This window comes from Pseudoalteromonas sp. T1lg24 (assembly GCF_002964745.1).
Lineage (GTDB): Bacteria > Pseudomonadota > Gammaproteobacteria > Enterobacterales > Alteromonadaceae > Pseudoalteromonas > Pseudoalteromonas spongiae.
Map to the genome: position 1 here is coordinate 357,489 of NZ_PQCB01000016.1, position 18,305 is coordinate 375,793.

Below are 18,305 nucleotides of genomic sequence, written 5' to 3' on the forward strand. Positions count from 1 at the left end.
CCTATAAATCCGTTAGTGGATGCCCGTTTGACCATTCAACATTAAAGAATGATTCAATCACATCGTTATCTACATTGCTGATGGCGTCAAATTGCCATTGAGGGGCGTTGTCTTTATCAATCAATAATGCACGCACACCTTCTTTAAACTCACCAAGGTGACCACAACGTACACTAATACCAAGTTCCATTTGAAAACACTCTTTGAGTGATAAGCCATTTGCACGCTTAAGCTGTTGATAAACTAAATGGGCACTCAGTGGGCTACCATGTGAAAGGCCTTTTTGCGCACGCGTTAACCATTTATCGTCTGTTTCAAACGATAAAATGGCATCCACTTTATCGGTAAGTGCGTCAACTTCGGCCATAGCAGCAAATACTGCGTTGTGCGATTCAACATTGGCTGGCAGGTCAATATCACTTTTCGCATTAAACGTTGTTAATAAATGACTTAACGCTTGATGGTTTTCATCAGCATTGGTTGACCACTTTGTACTTATAAGTGAGTCTATTAGCTCACTTTTAAATTGATGCTCAATTATCGTATCGCCTAAACCAATATAAAGTGCATCTTGGGCATTCACCGATGCACCGGTTAATCCTAAAAATAAGCCTACTTGCGTTGGCATTTTATTTAGAAAATAGCTGCCACCGACGTCTGGGTATAAACCAATGGTAATTTCAGGCATAGCGATACGCGATGACTCGGTTAATACACGGTGCGATGCACCCGCCATTAAACCAAGGCCGCCACCCATAATAATGCCGTTCCCCCATACACATAGCGGCTTTGCATAATTATGAATAAGGTAATCTAAACGATACTCTTTAGTGAAAAACGTCTCAATGTAATCGCTTGGCTCGCCGGTACGCATTGCATTGTACAAGCTAACAACATCACCGCCGGCGCAAAACGCTTTATCGCCCGCACCTTGTAACAGCACGATGCTAACGTGTTCATCACTTTGCCAATCAAGTAACTGGTTATAAAGCAGCTCAATCATTTCAAGATTAAGCGCATTAAGTGCCTTTTCAACGTTTAAGGTTGCGATACCGATAACAAAGCCGTTATCGGTATTTTTTGTTTCAAACGTAACAACAGCCATTAGCCGTTCACCCAGTTTGCTTTACGCTTTTCTAAAAAGGCATTTACACCCTCTTTTTGATCTTGCGTATCAAAAAGATTGATGAAAAGCTCGCGTTCAAGTGGTAACGCAGAAGTCATAGTGCCTGAGCGGCTATGTTGGATCAGTGATTTACACGCAGCAACCGAAGTTGGGCTTTGTTCTTCAACTTGTTTTGCAAGCGCCATTGCTTTATCAAACGCTTCACCTTTGCCAACAACCTCTTCCACAAGTCCAATATTATGGGCTTTTTCTGCAGTTAAACGCTCACCACATAAAATCATGCGTTTCGCCCAGCCTTCACCTACCAGCCATGCAAGGTTTTGCGTACCGCCAGCACAAGGTAATAAACCCACTTTAGCTTCAGGCAATGCCATTTGCGCTTGCTCTTCAGCAATACGTAAATCACATGCAAGTGCTACTTCTAAGCCGCCGCCCATGGCGTAACCGTTAATCGCTGCAATAGATACACCACGGAAATTACTTAACGCTTCAAACGCCTGACCAAAAATAATCGACATTTCAGCGGCAACGCCTTTGTCGCCGCTTGCAAATAAGTTTAGATCGGCGCCAGCTGAGAAGAATTTTTCACCTTCCCCTGTGATCACAAGCGAATACACATCTTTATTGTTATTCAGATCAGCGACCATATCACGCAGTTGCGTCAGTGTTTCTTTGGTCCACGTATTCGCCGGTGGATTAGACATAGTAACAACTGCGATATGCCCTTCAATCGATAATTTGATTTGTGCGCTCATTATGCTCTCCTTACAGAATCTCTTGTGAACCTTCAGCTAAAATGCGACGACCAATAATCAGGCGCATAATTTCATTTGTGCCCTCTAAAATTTGGTGTACACGAACATCACGGAAATGGCGCTCTAACGGGTATTCTTTGATATAACCATAGCCACCGTGAAGTTGCAGTGCATCGTCACATACTTTAAAGCCAACATCGGTTGCATAGCGTTTTGCCATTGCGCAGTAAGTGGTGCGCTCAGGATTTTTTTCATCCAATTTAAATGCAGCAAGGCGTACCATTTGGCGGGCAGCTACAAGCTCTGTATTCATATCAGCAAGTTTAAATTGCAGTGCTTGAAACGCTGCTAACGGTTTGCCAAATTGCTTACGCTCTCGCATATATTCTTTTGCTGTGTTAAGTGCTTGCTGCGCGGTACCAATTGAGCAGGTCGCAATATTAATGCGGCCGCCATCTAAGCCCATCATGGCAAATTTAAACCCTTCGCCTTCTTGACCTAACAGGTTTTGCTTTGGAATACGCACACCATCAAACGAAATAAGACGTGTAGGTTGCGCGTTCCAGCCCATTTTTTCTTCTGCTTTACCGTATTCAATACCCGCGGCGTTTGCATCAATAACAAACGCCGAAATACCTTTCGGGCCATCTTCACCGGTGCGCGCCATTACAACTAATAAATCGGTTTCACCTGCACCTGAAATAAACATTTTTGAACCAGAAATAACATATTCATCACCTTCTAACACCGCTTTAGTTTTAAGAGATGCAGCATCTGAACCTGAACCTGGCTCTGTTAAACAATACGATGCTAGCAATTGCCCCATCACAAGCTCATCACAATACTGTGCTTTCACCTCATCAGTACCAAAGCTTGCAATCATCCAAGTAGCCATATTGTGAATGGTTAACATAGCCGTGGTTGCAGTGCAGCCCATAGCCAGTTGTTCGAAAATAATGCTCGAATCAAGACGCGATAAACAAGACCGCCAGCTTCCTCTGGCGTATATAAACCACAAAAACCAAGTTCACCGGCTTTTTGGATTACGTCTTTTGGAAAAATATGTTCTTGATCCCACTTGCCCGCATTTGGTAGTAATTCGCTCATAGCAAACTGTTTGGCGGTTTCTGCAAACGCTTGTTGATCTTCAGTTAGATTAAAATTCATAGTCACCCCTTTGAACGGCAGATAAGGCAAATGCCTTATCGTAGGTTGATACTCATATTTGGACCGGTTGCGATATCATCTTCAAACCAGCGTGCAGTAATTGTTTTAGTCTCAGTGTAAAAGCGAACACCTTGTTTACCATAGGTGTGTTGGTCGCCATAGAATGAGCCTTTCCAACCCGTAAATGAGAAGAAAGGAAGTGGTACCGGAATTGGCACATTAATACCTACTTGGCCTACTTCAATCTCATGCTGGAATTTACGTGCTGCAGCACCGCAAGCAGTAAATAGAGATGTACCATTACCGTATGGGCTTTCGTTGATGATTTGGATTGCTTCATCAAGCGTATCAACGCAAATACACGCAAGCACAGGGCCGAAAATTTCTTCTTTGTATAAGTCCATTTCGCGCGTTACATCAGTAAATAACGTTGGGCCTACCCAGTTACCTTTGTCATAACCTTCAACAACAAAGTCAGAGCCATCAATTAAACACGTTGCACCTTGCGCTTTACCACTTTCGATAATTGATAAAATACGCGCTTTTGCTTGTGGCGATGTTTGAGGGCCATAGGCTGCTTCTGGGTCATTCCAAACGCCCGGGCGTACTTTAGTAAATTCTTCTTTTAATTCGTTAATCCATTCTTTCGATTGACCAACAAATACAGCAACTGAAATACCCATACAGCGCTGACCAGCGGCACCAACTGATGCACCAACAAGGTTTGAAATGGCGCGCTCTTTTTTCGCATCAGGCATAATTACCATGTGGTTTTTAGCGCCAACACAGGCTTGAACACGTTTAAGATTCGCTGTACCACGTGAATAGATGTACTCACCAACACCACATGAACCAACAAATGAAATTGCACGTACACTTGGCTCATCTAAAATACGGTCTACTTGGTGTTTTGTACCATGAATAACCTGTAATACACCTTTAGGTGCGCCAGCTTCTTCAAACAGTTCAACTAAACGCATTGGTGTAAGCGGATCTTGCTCAGACGGTTTTAAAATAAAGGTATTACCGCAAACAATCGCCATTGGGAACATCCAAAGTGGGATCATCGCAGGAAAGTTAAATGGTGTAATACCAGCACACACACCAAGTGGCTGCATGTACGAATAAGTATCGATATTACGCGCTACGTTTTCAACGGTTTCACCCATCATTAATGCAGGCGCGTTAGCTGCTTGTTCAACAACTTCAATACCACGCCACACATCACCTTTAGCATCTTCAAAGGTTTTGCCTAATTCGTGACAAATAATGGTTGCTAGCTCGTCATGGTGTTCTTTTAAAAGTGCTGCGTAGCGCATCATAATGCGTGCACGTTCTGTTACAGGAACGTCTTTCCACGTTTTAAACGTTTCTTTAGCAGAGGCAATTGCTTCATCAATTTCGCTGTCTGTTGCCAATGGCACTTGCGCCAGCACTTCTTGGTTAGCTGGGTTTACAACATCTAACCATTCATTTGATTCCGACTGGCGCATTTCGCCATTAATATATAAAGGAACCTTTACCATTATTCTTCTCCCCAATAAAAAAGGCGCATTAACGCGCCTTTAATTTTTAATTATTTTACTTCGATTGCCATTGCGACCGCTTCACCACCACCAATACACAGTGATGCAACGCCTTTATTTAGGCCACGATTTTTTAGTGCATGAATAAGCGTTACTAAAATACGCGCGCCACTTGCACCAATTGGGTGACCAAGTGCGCATGCACCGCCATTCACGTTTACTTTATTGTTATCAAGTTGCATTTCGTTAATAGCAAGCATCGTTACCATGGCAAATGCTTCGTTTATTTCCCAAAGATCAACGTCTTCTTTAGACCAGCTCGCTTTTTCTAATACTTTTTCCATCGCACCAATTGGCGCGGTAGTAAATTCAGCAGGAATATGTGAATTTGTCGCATGGGCTTTAATTTCACAAAGAGGTGTTAAACCAAGTTCTGCCGCTTTTGACGCTTTCATTAAAACAAGTGACGCTGCACCGTCAGAAATTGACGATGAGTTTGCTGCTGTAATGGTGCCGTCTTTTGCAAATGCAGCGCGTAGGCTTGGAATTTTCTCAGGACGCGCATTACCTGGCTGCTCATCAATTGCTACTGTCACATCACCTTTACGGCTTGAATAGGTATGTGGCGCAATTTCAGCTTCAAATGCACCACTTTCAATTGCAGCGTTGGCTTTAGAAAGAGATGAAATGGCAAACGCATCCATATCGTCACGGGTTAAACCGTACTTATCAGCCGTTTCTTGAGCAAAACAACCCATTGCTTTGTTGTCGTAAGCATCTTCTAAGCCATCGGCCATCATATGATCTTTAATTTCACCATGACCCATACGGAAACCGCCACGTGCTTTTGGTAAGAAGTAAGGTGCGTTACTCATGCTTTCCATACCGCCAGCAACGGCAACGTTAATGCTGTCTGCTTTAATTAAGTCATGGGCTAACATCGCTGCTTTTAAGCCTGAACCACATACTTTATTAATAGTTGTTGCGCCTGTTGCTAAATTAAGCCCTGCCTTTATCATTGCTTGACGTGCAGGTGCTTGGCCAAGACCTGCAGGTAATACGCAGCCCATAATGACTTCGTCAATCATATCAGCGTTTAAATCACAGCTTTCAATACTACTTTTAATTGCTATAGCACCTAAATCAGTTGCATTTACCGATGATAAAGCACCCATAAAACCGCCCATTGCAGTGCGTTTTGCACTCACAATTACAACCGGATCGATTTGAGAATTTTCAACAGACATTTGTTATCTCCAAAATTTATATGTTTTCAGCATACATAAAAATTACGTTTACGCAAACGTAAATCTAGATGTCATACCTTTTATAGTGTTAAGAAATAATGACAATGAATGGCAACTATGTAATGAAATTAAGGCGGTAAGCTTGGTAAAGCTCGTTGGCGAACCAACATTTATTGCATATACCTACGACTAATTGGGGTAGATAAATACTCTCTCTCCAAGTATGCAGCTTTACCTTTACGTAAACTTCACTTATAGTTAATTACCAAATTAATGAGGTGTAGTTTAGATGAGTACAGAAAATACAGAACAGACCTTTAGTATTAGCGAACTTGCAAAAGAATTTGACATAACAACTAGAAGCATTCGTTTTTATGAAGACCAAGGTTTGGTTACGCCCCGCCGTCAAGGGCAAACACGTATCTATAGTAAACGCGATAAAGTGCGTTTAAAACTGATCTTACGAGGTAAACGCCTAGGATTTACGCTAGCTGAAACAGGCCGTTTGTTCGAGCTGTATGATGCCGACAAATCAAGTGCAACTCAACTTAAAATTATGCTTGAGCTAATCTCTGATAAAAAAGCACATCTAGAACAGCAAATGGATGACATTAAAGTTGTTTTAATGGAACTAGTTACCGCTGAACGACGCTGTCGTGACACACTTAAAAACCTAGACGACGCTTAAAATAATAATCACACCTTATGGCAACAAAACATCAATAGGATACACACAATGAGCACCGTTTCTCTTTATAAAGAATTAAATTTTGGTCTTGGTGAAACAGCCGACATGATCCGTGACCACGTAAATAGTTTTGCAACAAATGAAATTGCCCCACTCGCAGAAAAAACTGATATTGACAATATGTTCCCAAATGAGCTTTGGCCAAAGTTTGGTGAAATGGGTTTATTGGGCTTAACCGTAGATGAAGAGTTTGGCGGTTCTAACTTAGGTTACCTTGAACACGTAATTGCAATGGAAGAAATTAGCCGTGCCAGTGCGTCAATTGGTTTAAGCTATGGTGCACATTCAAATTTATGTGTAAACCAAATTGCCCGTAACGGTAACCAAGCGCAAAAAGAAAAATATTTACCAAAACTTATTTCAGGTGAACACATTGGTGCGCTTGCTATGAGTGAACCAAATTCTGGTTCTGACGTTGTTTCAATGCGTTTAAAAGCCGAAAAGCGTGGCGATAAATACATTCTTAACGGTAATAAAATGTGGATCACCAATGGTCCAGATGCAGATACCTTTGTTATTTATGCAAAAACAGATTTAGAAGCGGGCCCGAAAGGCATAACAGCCTTTATTGTTGAAAAATCGTATCCAGGTTTTAGCCAAGCACAAAAACTCGATAAATTAGGTATGCGCGGTTCAAACACTTGTGAACTTGTGTTTGAAGATTGTGAAGTACCAGAAGCGAACATTCTTGGCGAATTAAACCAAGGTGTAAAAGTACTGATGAGTGGTCTTGACTATGAGCGTGTTGTGCTTGCAGGTGGTCCACTTGGCATTATGCAAGCATGTATGGACATTGTTGTGCCTTATATTCACGAACGTAAACAGTTTAATACTGAAATTGGTAACTTCCAGTTAATTCAAGGCAAGATTGCTGATATGTATACGCAAATGAATGCCGCGCGTTCTTATGTTTATACCGTTGCAAAAGCGTGCGACCGTGGTGAAACAACCCGTAAAGATGCTGCTGGCGCAATTTTATATGCTGCAGAGCTTGCTACCAAAATGGCACTTGATGCAATTCAAATTCTAGGTGGTAACGGTTATATCAATGAATATGCAACAGGCCGATTACTACGTGACGCAAAACTGTATGAAATTGGTGCGGGTACGTCAGAAATCCGCCGTATGTTGATTGGTCGTGAACTATTTAACGAAAGTAAATAGGATGTGCCATGACCATATTAACTTCAAATATTAACCCGCTTGATTCAGACTTTTTAGCAAAAGCTGAATCAATGCAGGCACTTGTTGATGACTTAAAAGCTAAAACGCAAGAAATAACTCAAGGCGGTGGCGAACGTTTAGTAGAACGTCATCGCGGTCGTGGTAAGTTATTTGTCCGTGACCGCATTAATTGTTTATTAGACGAAGGTTCACCGTTTTTAGAAGTATCGCAATTTGCAGCTTTTGGTGTGTATCCAGAGCAAATCCCATGTGCCGGTGTAGTAGCAGGCATTGGCCGCGTAAAAGGCGTTGAATGTATGATCATCGCAAACGACGCTACGGTTAAAGGCGGCACCTACTTCCCTATTACGGTAAAAAAACACCTGCGAGCACAAGAAATTGCAGAGCGTTGTCATTTACCGTGTATTTATCTCGTTGATTCAGGTGGTGCTAACCTGCCTGAGCAAGATGAGGTATTCCCAGATAAACTGCACTTCGGCCGTATTTTCTATAACCAAAGCCGTATGTCAGCAAAAGGTATTCCGCAAATTGCTGTGGTAATGGGCTTATGTACCGCAGGTGGCGCTTATGTGCCAGCAATGGCAGATGAAAGTATTATCGTAAAAGAGCAAGGCACTATCTTTTTAGCAGGTCCGCCTCTTGTAAAAGCAGCAACCGGTGAAGAAGTTTCAGCCGAAGAGCTTGGCGGCGCAGATGTGCACTGTAAAACATCCGGTGTTGCCGATCACTACGCTGAAAATGACGAGCATGCCCTTTCAATTGCACGCCAATGTGTATCGCGTTTAAACCATACACGCCCTACCGCACCAATTTTAACAAATTTCAAAGCACCTCGTTACGATGCGAAAGAAATTTACGGCATTGTAGGTACCGACCTTAAAAAACCATTTGATGTTCGTGAAGTGATTGCCCGTGTTGTCGATGATTCATCGTTTGATGAATTTAAACAGTACTTTGGTGAAACTTTAGTTACTGGCTTTGCTGAGATTTTTGGTATGCCTGTAGGGATTGTTGCCAACAACGGTATTCTTTTCTCAGAATCAGCGCAAAAAGGCGCGCATTTTATTCAGCTTTGTGCACAGCGCAATATTCCATTGGTGTTTTTACAGAATATTACCGGCTTTATGGTGGGTAAAAAATACGAAGCTGAAGGCATCGCAAAACACGGCGCGAAAATGGTAACAGCTGTGAGCTGCGCTGATGTGCCAAAATTTACCATTTTAATTGGTGGTTCGTATGGCGCTGGTAACTACGGTATGTGTGGCCGCGCATTTGAGCCAACCATGATGTGGATGTGGCCTAATGCCCGTATTTCAGTAATGGGTGGTGAACAAGCCGCTGGCGTATTAACCCAAGTAAAACAAGACGGTTTAAAACGCAAAGGCCTTGCAATGAGCGACGATGAAGTTGCGGCATTTAAAAAGCCAATTATTGCGCAGTATGAAGAACAAGGTCATCCGTATTATGCCAGTGCACGATTATGGGATGACGGCATCATCGATCCTGCAGAAACACGAAACGTACTCGGTCTTGCTTTAAGTGCAGCTAAAAATGCGCCAGAGCAAGAATCGAAGTTCGGCGTATTTAGAATGTAGGAGTAAGTGATGTCTGTAACCTTAACAATAACAAAACAAAAAGTTGCGACGCTTACAATTGAACGCAGCGACGTACATAACGCATTTGACGCACACACCATCGCACAACTTATTCAACAAATTGAATATGCCAACACTTTAGATATTCGCGCGTTAGTTTTAAAAGGCGAAGGTAAGCATTTTAGCGCGGGTGCTGATTTAAACTGGATGAAATCCATGGTGTCGAATACGTTTGAAGATAACGTGGCGGATTCAATGGAGCTTGCTCGTTTAATGCAGGTACTTTTTGAAACTAAAGTGCCAACGTTATGTCTAGTGCAAGGCGCAGCTTTTGGTGGTGCCCTTGGTTTAATTGCCTGTTGTGATATTGCTGTAGCCGATGAAAAAGCGAAATTTTGCCTAAGCGAAGTAAAACTTGGCCTTATCCCGGCGGTAATTAGCCCGTATGTGATTAATGCAATTGGTGAGCGACAAGCACGTCGTTATTTCCAAACGGCCGAAGTGTTTTTTGCTGATAAAGCACTTACGCTTGGTTTAGTTCATGAAGTGTCAGATTCACCTGAAGATACACTCGACACCCTACTTCATGCGATTTTACAAAACGGACCTGAGGCTACAAAACAAGCCAAACAGTTGATTTGTGATGTAGCAAACAAACCGATAAATAACGATTTACGAAAACTGACTGCAGTGCGTATTGCCCAAATTCGTGTATCGGATGAAGGACAAGAAGGACTGCAAGCCTTTTTTGATAAACGCAAACCAAGCTGGCAATAGAGAGCATCACCATGATTAATAAACTTTTAATAGCAAACCGCGGTGAAATTGCGTGTCGCATTATCAAAACAGCACGTCGTTTAGGCATTAAGACAGTTGCGGTTTATTCTGACGCTGATATTCATGCAGAGCATGTAAAAGCAGCTGACGAGGCATACCATATTGGCGCAGCACCAAGCCGTGAATCATATTTAGATGGCGATAAAATTATTAATGTTGCGCTTAAAGCCGGCGTAAATGCAATTCACCCAGGCTATGGCTTTTTATCAGAAAACACGCATTTTGCTGATAAGTGCGAGCAAAACAATATTATTTTTATCGGCCCAAGCAGTGAAGCAATTAACGCAATGGGGTCAAAATCACGCTCAAAAGAGCTGATGTTTGAAGCCAATGTGCCGCTTGTACCCGGTTACTATGGTGAAAACCAAGACCCAGCCTTTTTACTCGCAGAAGCAGAAAAAGTGGGCTTTCCTGTTTTAATTAAAGCGACCTATGGCGGTGGCGGTAAAGGCATGCGTGTGGTACGCGATAGCGCATCATTTAACAAAGAGTTAGAAGGTGCAAAGCGTGAAGCACTTGCAGGTTTTGGCAACGATAAAGTGCTGATTGAACGCTATGTTGAAGCACCTCGTCACGTAGAAGTACAAGTGTTTGCAGATAACTTCGGTAACTGTATTTATTTAGGCGATCGCGACTGTACACTGCAGCGTCGTCACCAAAAAGTGATTGAAGAAGCCCCAGCGCCTGGTTTAAGCGCTGAGCTTCGAAAAGAAATGGGAGAAGCGGCGGTACGCTGCGCCAAAAAAATTAACTATAAAGGCGCAGGTACCGTTGAATTCTTATTGTGTGGCGATGAATTCTTTTTTATGGAGATGAATACACGCTTGCAAGTAGAGCACCCTGTTACTGAATGTGTGGTGGGTCAAGATTTAGTAGAATGGCAATTAGCCGTTGCTAGTAACGAGCCGCTACCGCTAGAGCAAGACCAAGTGGTGATCTCTGGCCATGCTTTCGAAGCGCGTATCTACGCAGAAGAGCCAAGTGATGACTTTATGCCATCTTCGGGTTTATTAAGCCTATTTGATATGCCAAATGAGCATACAAGTGATCTTTCAGCAGTAAGAATCGATACGGGTGTGATTGCAGGCTCTGAAATCTCGGCATTTTACGACCCAATGATTGCAAAACTGATTGTGCATGGTGCCAATCGTAAAGTTGCGCTGCGTCAGCTATCACTTGCCCTTGAGAAAACAGCCATTTCAGGTGTTGCGACTAACGTATGCTTTTTGCATACCTTAGCAAATCACCCAAGTTTTATTGAAAGCCCAACTAGCACCCATTTTATAGACGATCACATTAGTGAGCTAACGCAAAAAGATGAACAAGAACAGACTCTGCAATTAATAATGGCGGCGCTTGTTTATATTAATGCAAATACGTGTCAAACAAGTACATCACCTTGGAATACGCTTACCGCATTTAGCTTAAATGCCAGTAATCATTACACCTTACCATTTGTAGATTTTGACCTTGAATGTCAACGTAATAACGATGCTATGACCTTGGTTTACGATAATAAACACTTTGCAGTAAATGCCGATTTTAACGGTAACAACCTCACCGCATTTATCAACGGAGAAAAACACACGGCGAAATTTGTATTAGATGAGCAGTCTATTGCGATTATGCACAGTGGTAACACCTACCAGTTTGCTTTAAAAAGTAAGCACTATGTGGCTGAAAAGCAAAACGATGGTAATAGTTTACAAGCACCACTTAATGGCACTGTAGTCAAGCAAGTGGCAAGCGTTGGCGATACCCTTAAACAAGGTGACCCGGTTATTATTATTGAAGCGATGAAAATGGAATACACATTAACGGCACCATTTGATGGCCAGTTAAGCCAATTTTATTTTGCTGAGGGCGATCTTGTATCGCACGGTGACCTACTTGCTAAAGTTGAGGAAGCGTAATGCAACCAAAGTTTGTAAAAGTAGTTGAAGTAGGCGCACGTGATGGCTTGCAAAATGAAAGCGCGGTATCAACACAAGATAAAGTATTGCTGATTAACGCCTTAGCAAAAGCGGGTGTTAAGCATCTCGAAGCCGGCGCCTTTGTGTCTCCCAAATGGGTGCCACAAATGGCAGATTCTAGCGATGTATTACGCCAAATTGATAAAAGTGCACTCACTACATTCAGTGCGCTTACTCCTAATTTAAAAGGTGCTGAGCTTGCATTTAATGCAGGCGCAAATGAATTTGCGATATTCACGGCGGCAAGCGAAGCCTTTACCCAAAAAAACATTAATTGTTCGATTGATGAATCTATAACACGTTTTCAACCTGTGATGGATTTTGCTAAACAACATAATATTCCGGTACGCGGTTATGTGTCTTGTGTTATGGGTTGCCCCTACGATGGTGCTGTTAGCCTTGATACTGTTGTAAAAGTAACCAAAAAGCTTTTAGCTATGGGCTGTTACGAAGTATCGCTGGGTGACACCATCGGTGTTGGCACACCTCAATCTACCGAACAATTATTAAACGCCCTGCTTGAGCAAGTATCCGCTGACACGTTAGCTGTACACTTTCACGATACATACGGCCAAGCACTAGCTAACGTGTATACCGCGCTTAATATGGGCATTAAAACCGTCGATTCAGCGGTTGCAGGCCTTGGTGGCTGCCCTTATGCTGCTGGTGCGTCAGGAAATCTTGCCACTGAGGATTTAATTTATATGCTTAATGGACTTGGCATTGAGCATGGAATTGATTTAGAAATGCTAGCCCAAGCAGGTTGGCAAATTAGTGAAGCATTAAATAAACAACCAACAAGTAAAGTTTCACTGGCATTAAAAGCCAAACTAACTTAACCGATTTCTCGCCCTACTCGTTCAGGAGAATTTTATGGCAGGTTTTAATAAGGTCGTCGACAATTACCAAGACGCACTTGAAGGCATTAAAGACGGCGATACTGTTATCGCAGGCGGATTTGGCTTATGTGGTATTCCAGAGGGCTTAATCGCAGAAATTAAACGTAGAAAAACCACTGACCTTACTGTGGTTTCAAATAACTGTGGTGTAGATGATTTTGGCTTAGGTATTTTATTACACGATAAGCAAATTAAAAAAATTATCGCATCATACGTTGGTGAAAACGCGATTTTTGAACAGCAGTTACTAAACGGTGAAATTGAAGTTGAACTAACACCACAAGGTACGCTTGCTGAGAAAATGCGTGCTGGCGGTGCAGGTATTCCTGCATTTTATACCGCAACGGGTTACGGTACACCGGTAGCTGAAGGCAAAGAGGTAAAAGAGTTTGACGGTCGCCCGTATATTCTTGAAGAGTCAATTACCGGTGAATTTGCCATTGTAAAAGCGTGGAAAGCAGATCGCTATGGTAACTTAGTGTTTCGCCACACAGCAATGAACTTTAATCCTATGGCTGCGACTGCAGGTAAAATCACAGTAGCTGAAGTAGAAGAGATTGTTGAGCCAGGTGAACTATCACCAAGCGAAATCCACACCCCAGGTATTTATGTTAATCGCGTGATTAAAGGTAACTTTGAAAAGCGCATCGAACGTGTAACTACAAAAGACTAGGAGGCAACATGGCGTTATCAAGAGAACAAGTTGCAATGCGTGTTGCACAAGAACTTCAAGACGGTTATTACGTTAATTTAGGCATTGGTATTCCTACCTTAGTTGCCAACTATGTACCCGAAGGTATTGAAGTAATGCTGCAGTCTGAAAATGGTTTATTAGGTATGGGTCCATACCCTACTCGTGACCAAGTTGACGCGGATATGATCAACGCGGGTAAAGAAACCGTTACAGCAGCCACAGGTGCGGCAATATTTAATAGTGCCGAAAGCTTTGCAATGATCCGTGGTGGTCATGTAGATTTAACAGTACTTGGTGCCTTTGAGGTTGATCAACAAGGAAATATTGCTTCTTGGATGATCCCTAAAAAGCTCGTTAAAGGCATGGGCGGCGCAATGGATTTAGTTGCAGGTGCAAAAAATATTGTAGTTACCATGACTCACGCCAATAAACACGGTGAATCAAAGTTACTTGAATCATGCACGTTACCACTGACAGGTGTTAACTGCGTTAAGAAAATCGTTACTGATTTAGCTGTGTTAGAAGTTAAAGACGGTGCATTTTATTTATTAGAGCGCGCACCCGGTGTAAGCGTTGATGAAATTATCAGTAAAACGGCTGGTAAGTTAATCGTTGAAGGTGATATTCCTGAGATGACAGTGTAAACCGCTTACACAATAACAGTTCCTCATTCCCGGTGTAATGAACACTGAGAAACCCAACAAAAACCCCTCAATTGAGGGGTTTTTTCTTTTAACCCTATCGACAAAACGACTTCATAAATTATACCAATTCTGTTAAGTATGTGATCAGAGGTAGTGCTGGATAAATGAAATGATAACAAGGCGGAATCTTTCTTATGTAGTTGTTCTACAATGATAAATTCAAACGCAGTTAGCATGACATTTAACCCGCTAGAATGATCAGCTATTTAAGTGAATTGGTATTAATCACGTCGCATTAAAAGGCTAATAGAAGTCTTTGTTAAAGCCAAAATCTAGTTTTTTGATTAACTGCATAAACTAGCTCAAAAATACTTTTTTGTGCGAAAAACACACTAAATTTTCGATTTGATAATATTCATTGTAAATCATCGTTAATTATTAACAATCCAATCATTGCAAGCTTATATTTTTAACGAATCCACAATCAAATTGATAAATCATTATTTTTTGTTCATTTTAGTGTGACATTTGATTTTTGGTTTGGTACAAATTAATTAACAAACTTATCCAAGATAAGAAAAATTGACAGGAATGAGGAAAGAAGTATGTGTTCAATTTTTGGCGTACTAGACATTAAATCAGATGCAGCGCAGTTGCGTTCACAAGCAATCGAAATGTCGAAGTTACTTCGTCACCGTGGCCCAGATTGGTCGGGCGTATATTCATCAGAAAAAGCAATTTTGGTACACGAGCGTTTAGCCATCGTTGGTGTTTCAAGTGGCGCGCAACCACTTTATAACCCAGAGCAAACACACGTACTGGCAGTAAACGGTGAAATTTATAACCACAAACAATTAAAACAAGACCTAAGCGTAGACTTTGAATTTCAAACCGAATCAGATTGTGAAGTCTTACTGGCTCTTTATAAACAAAAAGGGCCTGAATTCTTAGATGACCTAAACGGCATTTTTGCATTTTGTTTATACGATGAAGAAAAAGACGCATACTTAATTGGCCGTGACCACATTGGTATTATTCCACTTTATACCGGTCATGATGAGCATGGTAACTTTTATGTTGCATCTGAAATGAAAGCCCTTGCACCTATTTGTAAAACCATTGAGGAGTTTCCTCCAGGTCATTACTTATGGAGTCAAGATGGTGAAATTCGCCCTTATTACGCACGTGACTGGCAAAGTTATGATGCGGTAAAAGATAACGACGCAAAAGTAAGCGATGTAAAAGAAGGCTTAGAAGCAGCAGTTAAACGCCAATTGATGTGTGATGTGCCTTACGGCGTATTATTATCGGGCGGCTTAGACTCATCGGTAATCTCAGCAATCACGCAAATGTTTGCCGCTAAACGTGTTGAGGATAACGATGAATCAAGTGCCTGGTGGCCTCAGTTACACTCTTTTTCTATTGGCTTAGAAGGTTCGCCAGATCTAGCCGCTGCACAAAAAGTAGCAGACAGCATCGGTACTGTACACCACCCTATTACCTTTACAATTCAACAAGGTATCGATGCGCTTAAAGAGGTCATCTACCACATAGAAACATACGATGTAACTACCATTCGTGCGTCTACACCGATGTATTTAATGGCACGTTATATTAAAGCCATGGGCATTAAAATGGTGTTGTCGGGCGAAGGTGCAGATGAGTTATTTGGCGGTTATTTATATTTCCACAAAGCGCCGAATGCAAAAGAGTTCCATGATGAATTAAACCGTAAAGTAAGTAAGTTACACCAATTCGATTGTTTACGAGCAAACAAATCGATGGCAGCTTGGGGTGTTGAAGCGCGTGTACCATTCTTAGATAAAGAATTTGTTGATACCGCAATGCGTATCAACCCTGAAGGTAAGATGTGTAAAGACGGTAAAATCGAGAAACACATTATTCGTGAAGCGTTCGATGGCTACCTACCAGATGAAGTATTATGGCGTCAAAAAGAGCAGTTCTCAGATGGCGTTGGTTATAGTTGGATTGATACTTTAAAAGAGCATGTTGAATCAATCGTAAGTGACCAAATGATGGAAGCTGCTGCGTTTAAGTATCCGATTAACACGCCACAAACAAAAGAAGCCTATTACTATCGTTCAATTTTTGAAGAGCACTTTCCAGGTGATGCTGCAGCGAAAACTGTACCACATGGTAAGTCGGTAGCTTGCTCTACTGAAGCCGCTCTTGAATGGGATGAAAGCTTTAAGAACAACGCCGATCCATCAGGTCGTGCTGCGGGCGTTCATAACGAAGCGTATTAATAATTCACTTTATATAACATGATAAAGCCCGAATTTTCGGGCTTTTTTTATTTAAAACGGTCTTGGATTTTTAGTGAAAAACGCATCTAAGCCTGTACATGAATTAAATTTTATAACCGCTATGTAATTTATATCACTATCAATCGAAGCGGGTTTAGTAAATACAACCTCATTGGTTACTGCGTAATTTCCCGACACTTGCCAGCTAAGAGAGAGCTTCGCATTTTTATAATGCGTTTGCGGAAAACCTGTCGCACAATAACGCTTTGGCTCTACAAGCGTGCAACTCACCATTTTCCCAGTCTCTGTTACTTTAAGCGTTACATTTTCAATGGTTTCGTTGCTGTCGTTGTAAAAAGCCAGACCCGAAACCATTAGCTGATTTTCCGCATGTGAACTGCAACCAAAAAACGCGCTAAATAAAGCCATAAGGGCTAAGTTACGCATATTGTTTTGCACTTTGTAATACCCCTTTACATAAAAAGAGCGCCTTTAATATCAAGCGCTCTAGCCATAAAACCATAAATAAAATACACAAACGGTTATTGATTTACGGCCATTTGTGCACTTGACACTTTTCGTGCTGCCATTAAATCAAGATTAAGTTGTTTTGATATAGAGGTTAATAATTCAAGCTCTTGCTCAATCAGTGGTAACGCATCAATATCGTAAGCTGACTGACTTATCCACGCTGGTTCAATCAGATTCGCTTTATAACTAATTAAAAATATCGCTGTGTTATCAATAAATTCACACTCAAAGCTTTGTGCACCGGCTTTGTGCATAAACATGGTGTAAAGCGCTAGGATCTGTTCCATCATCACAGGCGTAAGTATATAGCGAGCAAGCACCTGATCGGTTGAAAATACTTCGAATGCTTGTTCAAAGTAATTGTTTTCTAATTTTACTTTTTGTGTTGCTTTGGGATCTTTTGTTAGCCAGTTTGCTACTTTACCGCGATCTTGCTGAACGATAGTGTGTGAATTAAAATCAAACGGCATGGTTAACTTAACCATACAGCCTTTAAACATAGTGTGTCGGCCATTATTACCACTGCGCTCAAGCTTTAGTTCACAAAATTGAAAACCAATATTATCAAGCTCGCCAACAATGCTATCTTCTGTTTCAATGTGATCAAAACTAGGTGAGATTGCGAGCTTTTTAATCTCGTCTTTTTTGATTTCTGAGGTCAGTGAATAACTAAATTCACCATACATTTTAACTAATATCGGCATCACGTTTCGTTTGTAAAAGTGTATATAATCAAGCGCTGGTTTATACGCCCAACTGGTGCCAATACAAAACGCAAATATAAGTGTAGAAAAGAAACTACCATCGCCCCCTAGCGCAACCACTAACAAAACAATAATTACCACTGCAGGAAATACTTTAAAATTAAGCAGGCGATTTCGCTTTTCAAACTCGCTGTTAAACGAATCTCGTTGCTGCTCAATGAGATCTAACTTAGGTTTGATCTCATGTTCAAACGTGTTTTTTAAGGTGTCTGATGCTGGTACATCGGTAGCATTTTTTTTATGACGTCTGAAACGTAATGACAATGCATCAATATATCCTTTTATTTCTTTCGATAAAAAATCTGCAAACTCATGTTTATCCGATGACATAAACTCTCCTTGTTGCT

General features: G+C 41.5%; 16 protein-coding genes and 1 pseudogene. 9 read left to right on the plus strand and 8 right to left on the minus strand.

Going from position 1 to position 18,305, the window contains the following annotated elements:
- Position 1: 1 nt before the first annotated feature.
- From C2M30_RS09030 to C2M30_RS09050, 6 genes and pseudogenes are all read right to left on the minus strand, one after another.
- Positions 2-1,105 carry an enoyl-CoA hydratase/isomerase family protein gene (locus C2M30_RS09030; protein ID WP_105171406.1) on the minus strand — a complete coding sequence of 368 codons (1,104 nt, stop codon included), beginning with the start codon at positions 1,103-1,105 and terminating at the stop codon, positions 2-4.
- Positions 1,105-1,881: an enoyl-CoA hydratase gene (locus C2M30_RS09035; protein ID WP_100913357.1), complete on the minus strand. Its 777-nt coding sequence runs from the start codon at positions 1,879-1,881 to the stop codon at positions 1,105-1,107. Before C2M30_RS09035 ends, C2M30_RS09030 begins: the two co-directional genes overlap by 1 nt.
- A 10-nt stretch (positions 1,882-1,891) precedes the next feature.
- The gene (locus tag C2M30_RS09040; RefSeq protein WP_442792806.1) at positions 1,892-2,776 is read right to left on the minus strand and encodes an acyl-CoA dehydrogenase family protein; all 885 of its coding nucleotides are present in this window, start codon (positions 2,774-2,776) and stop codon (positions 1,892-1,894) included.
- Positions 2,762-3,048: pseudogene (locus C2M30_RS22125) on the minus strand (acyl-CoA dehydrogenase family protein); the annotation flags it as partial. The gene C2M30_RS09040 and the pseudogene C2M30_RS22125, both read right to left, overlap by 15 nt.
- 35 nt (positions 3,049-3,083) lie before the next feature.
- Entirely contained in the window at positions 3,084-4,574 is a 1,491-nt protein-coding gene (locus C2M30_RS09045) for a CoA-acylating methylmalonate-semialdehyde dehydrogenase (protein WP_105171407.1), read from the minus strand.
- Positions 4,575-4,624: 50 nt separating this feature from the next.
- The gene (locus C2M30_RS09050; RefSeq protein WP_105171408.1) at positions 4,625-5,821 is read right to left on the minus strand and encodes an acetyl-CoA C-acyltransferase; all 1,197 of its coding nucleotides are present in this window, start codon (positions 5,819-5,821) and stop codon (positions 4,625-4,627) included.
- A 289-nt stretch (positions 5,822-6,110) separates the two neighbouring features.
- On the opposite strand from C2M30_RS09050, the gene C2M30_RS09055 reads away from it, so the two are divergent.
- The 9 genes from C2M30_RS09055 (at position 6,111) to asnB (ending at position 16,663) form a co-directional block, all read left to right on the plus strand.
- On the plus strand, positions 6,111-6,509 hold the full coding sequence (locus tag C2M30_RS09055) for a MerR family transcriptional regulator (RefSeq protein WP_010560114.1): 399 nt from the start codon (positions 6,111-6,113) through the stop codon (positions 6,507-6,509).
- A 48-nt stretch (positions 6,510-6,557) separates the two neighbouring features.
- Positions 6,558-7,733: an isovaleryl-CoA dehydrogenase gene (locus C2M30_RS09060; RefSeq protein WP_105171409.1), complete on the plus strand. Its 1,176-nt coding sequence runs from the start codon at positions 6,558-6,560 to the stop codon at positions 7,731-7,733.
- An 8-nt stretch (positions 7,734-7,741) separates the two neighbouring features.
- On the plus strand, positions 7,742-9,349 hold the full coding sequence (locus tag C2M30_RS09065) for a carboxyl transferase domain-containing protein (protein ID WP_054981243.1): 1,608 nt from the start codon (positions 7,742-7,744) through the stop codon (positions 9,347-9,349).
- A 9-nt stretch (positions 9,350-9,358) separates the two neighbouring features.
- Positions 9,359-10,126, plus strand: a complete 768-nt coding sequence (locus tag C2M30_RS09070) for an enoyl-CoA hydratase-related protein (RefSeq protein WP_105171410.1) — start codon at positions 9,359-9,361, stop codon at positions 10,124-10,126.
- A gap of 11 nt (positions 10,127-10,137) precedes the next feature.
- Positions 10,138-12,099, plus strand: coding sequence for an acetyl/propionyl/methylcrotonyl-CoA carboxylase subunit alpha (locus tag C2M30_RS09075; protein ID WP_105171411.1), 1,962 nt, complete (start codon positions 10,138-10,140; stop codon positions 12,097-12,099).
- Positions 12,099-12,998: a hydroxymethylglutaryl-CoA lyase gene (locus C2M30_RS09080; protein WP_105171412.1), complete on the plus strand. Its 900-nt coding sequence runs from the start codon at positions 12,099-12,101 to the stop codon at positions 12,996-12,998. Before C2M30_RS09075 ends, C2M30_RS09080 begins: the two co-directional genes overlap by 1 nt.
- A gap of 34 nt (positions 12,999-13,032) precedes the next feature.
- The gene (locus C2M30_RS09085) at positions 13,033-13,731 is read left to right on the plus strand and encodes a CoA transferase subunit A (RefSeq protein WP_010560120.1); all 699 of its coding nucleotides are present in this window, start codon (positions 13,033-13,035) and stop codon (positions 13,729-13,731) included.
- Between the two features lie 8 nt (positions 13,732-13,739).
- Positions 13,740-14,396, plus strand: coding sequence for a CoA transferase subunit B (locus tag C2M30_RS09090; RefSeq protein WP_105171413.1), 657 nt, complete (start codon positions 13,740-13,742; stop codon positions 14,394-14,396).
- Positions 14,397-15,001: 605 nt separating this feature from the next.
- A complete protein-coding gene (gene asnB / locus C2M30_RS09095; RefSeq protein WP_105171414.1) occupies positions 15,002-16,663 on the plus strand; it encodes an asparagine synthase B in 1,662 nt (553 codons plus the stop codon).
- Positions 16,664-16,714: 51 nt separating this feature from the next.
- Here asnB and C2M30_RS09100 read toward each other — a convergent pair whose 3' ends face one another.
- Positions 16,715-17,110 carry a hypothetical protein gene (locus C2M30_RS09100; protein WP_158683357.1) on the minus strand — a complete coding sequence of 132 codons (396 nt, stop codon included), beginning with the start codon at positions 17,108-17,110 and terminating at the stop codon, positions 16,715-16,717.
- A gap of 95 nt (positions 17,111-17,205) precedes the next feature.
- Complete coding sequence (locus tag C2M30_RS09105) at positions 17,206-18,288, minus strand: DUF3137 domain-containing protein (protein ID WP_105171416.1); 1,083 nt, start codon at positions 18,286-18,288, stop codon at positions 17,206-17,208.
- Between the last annotated feature and the right edge of the window lie 17 nt (positions 18,289-18,305).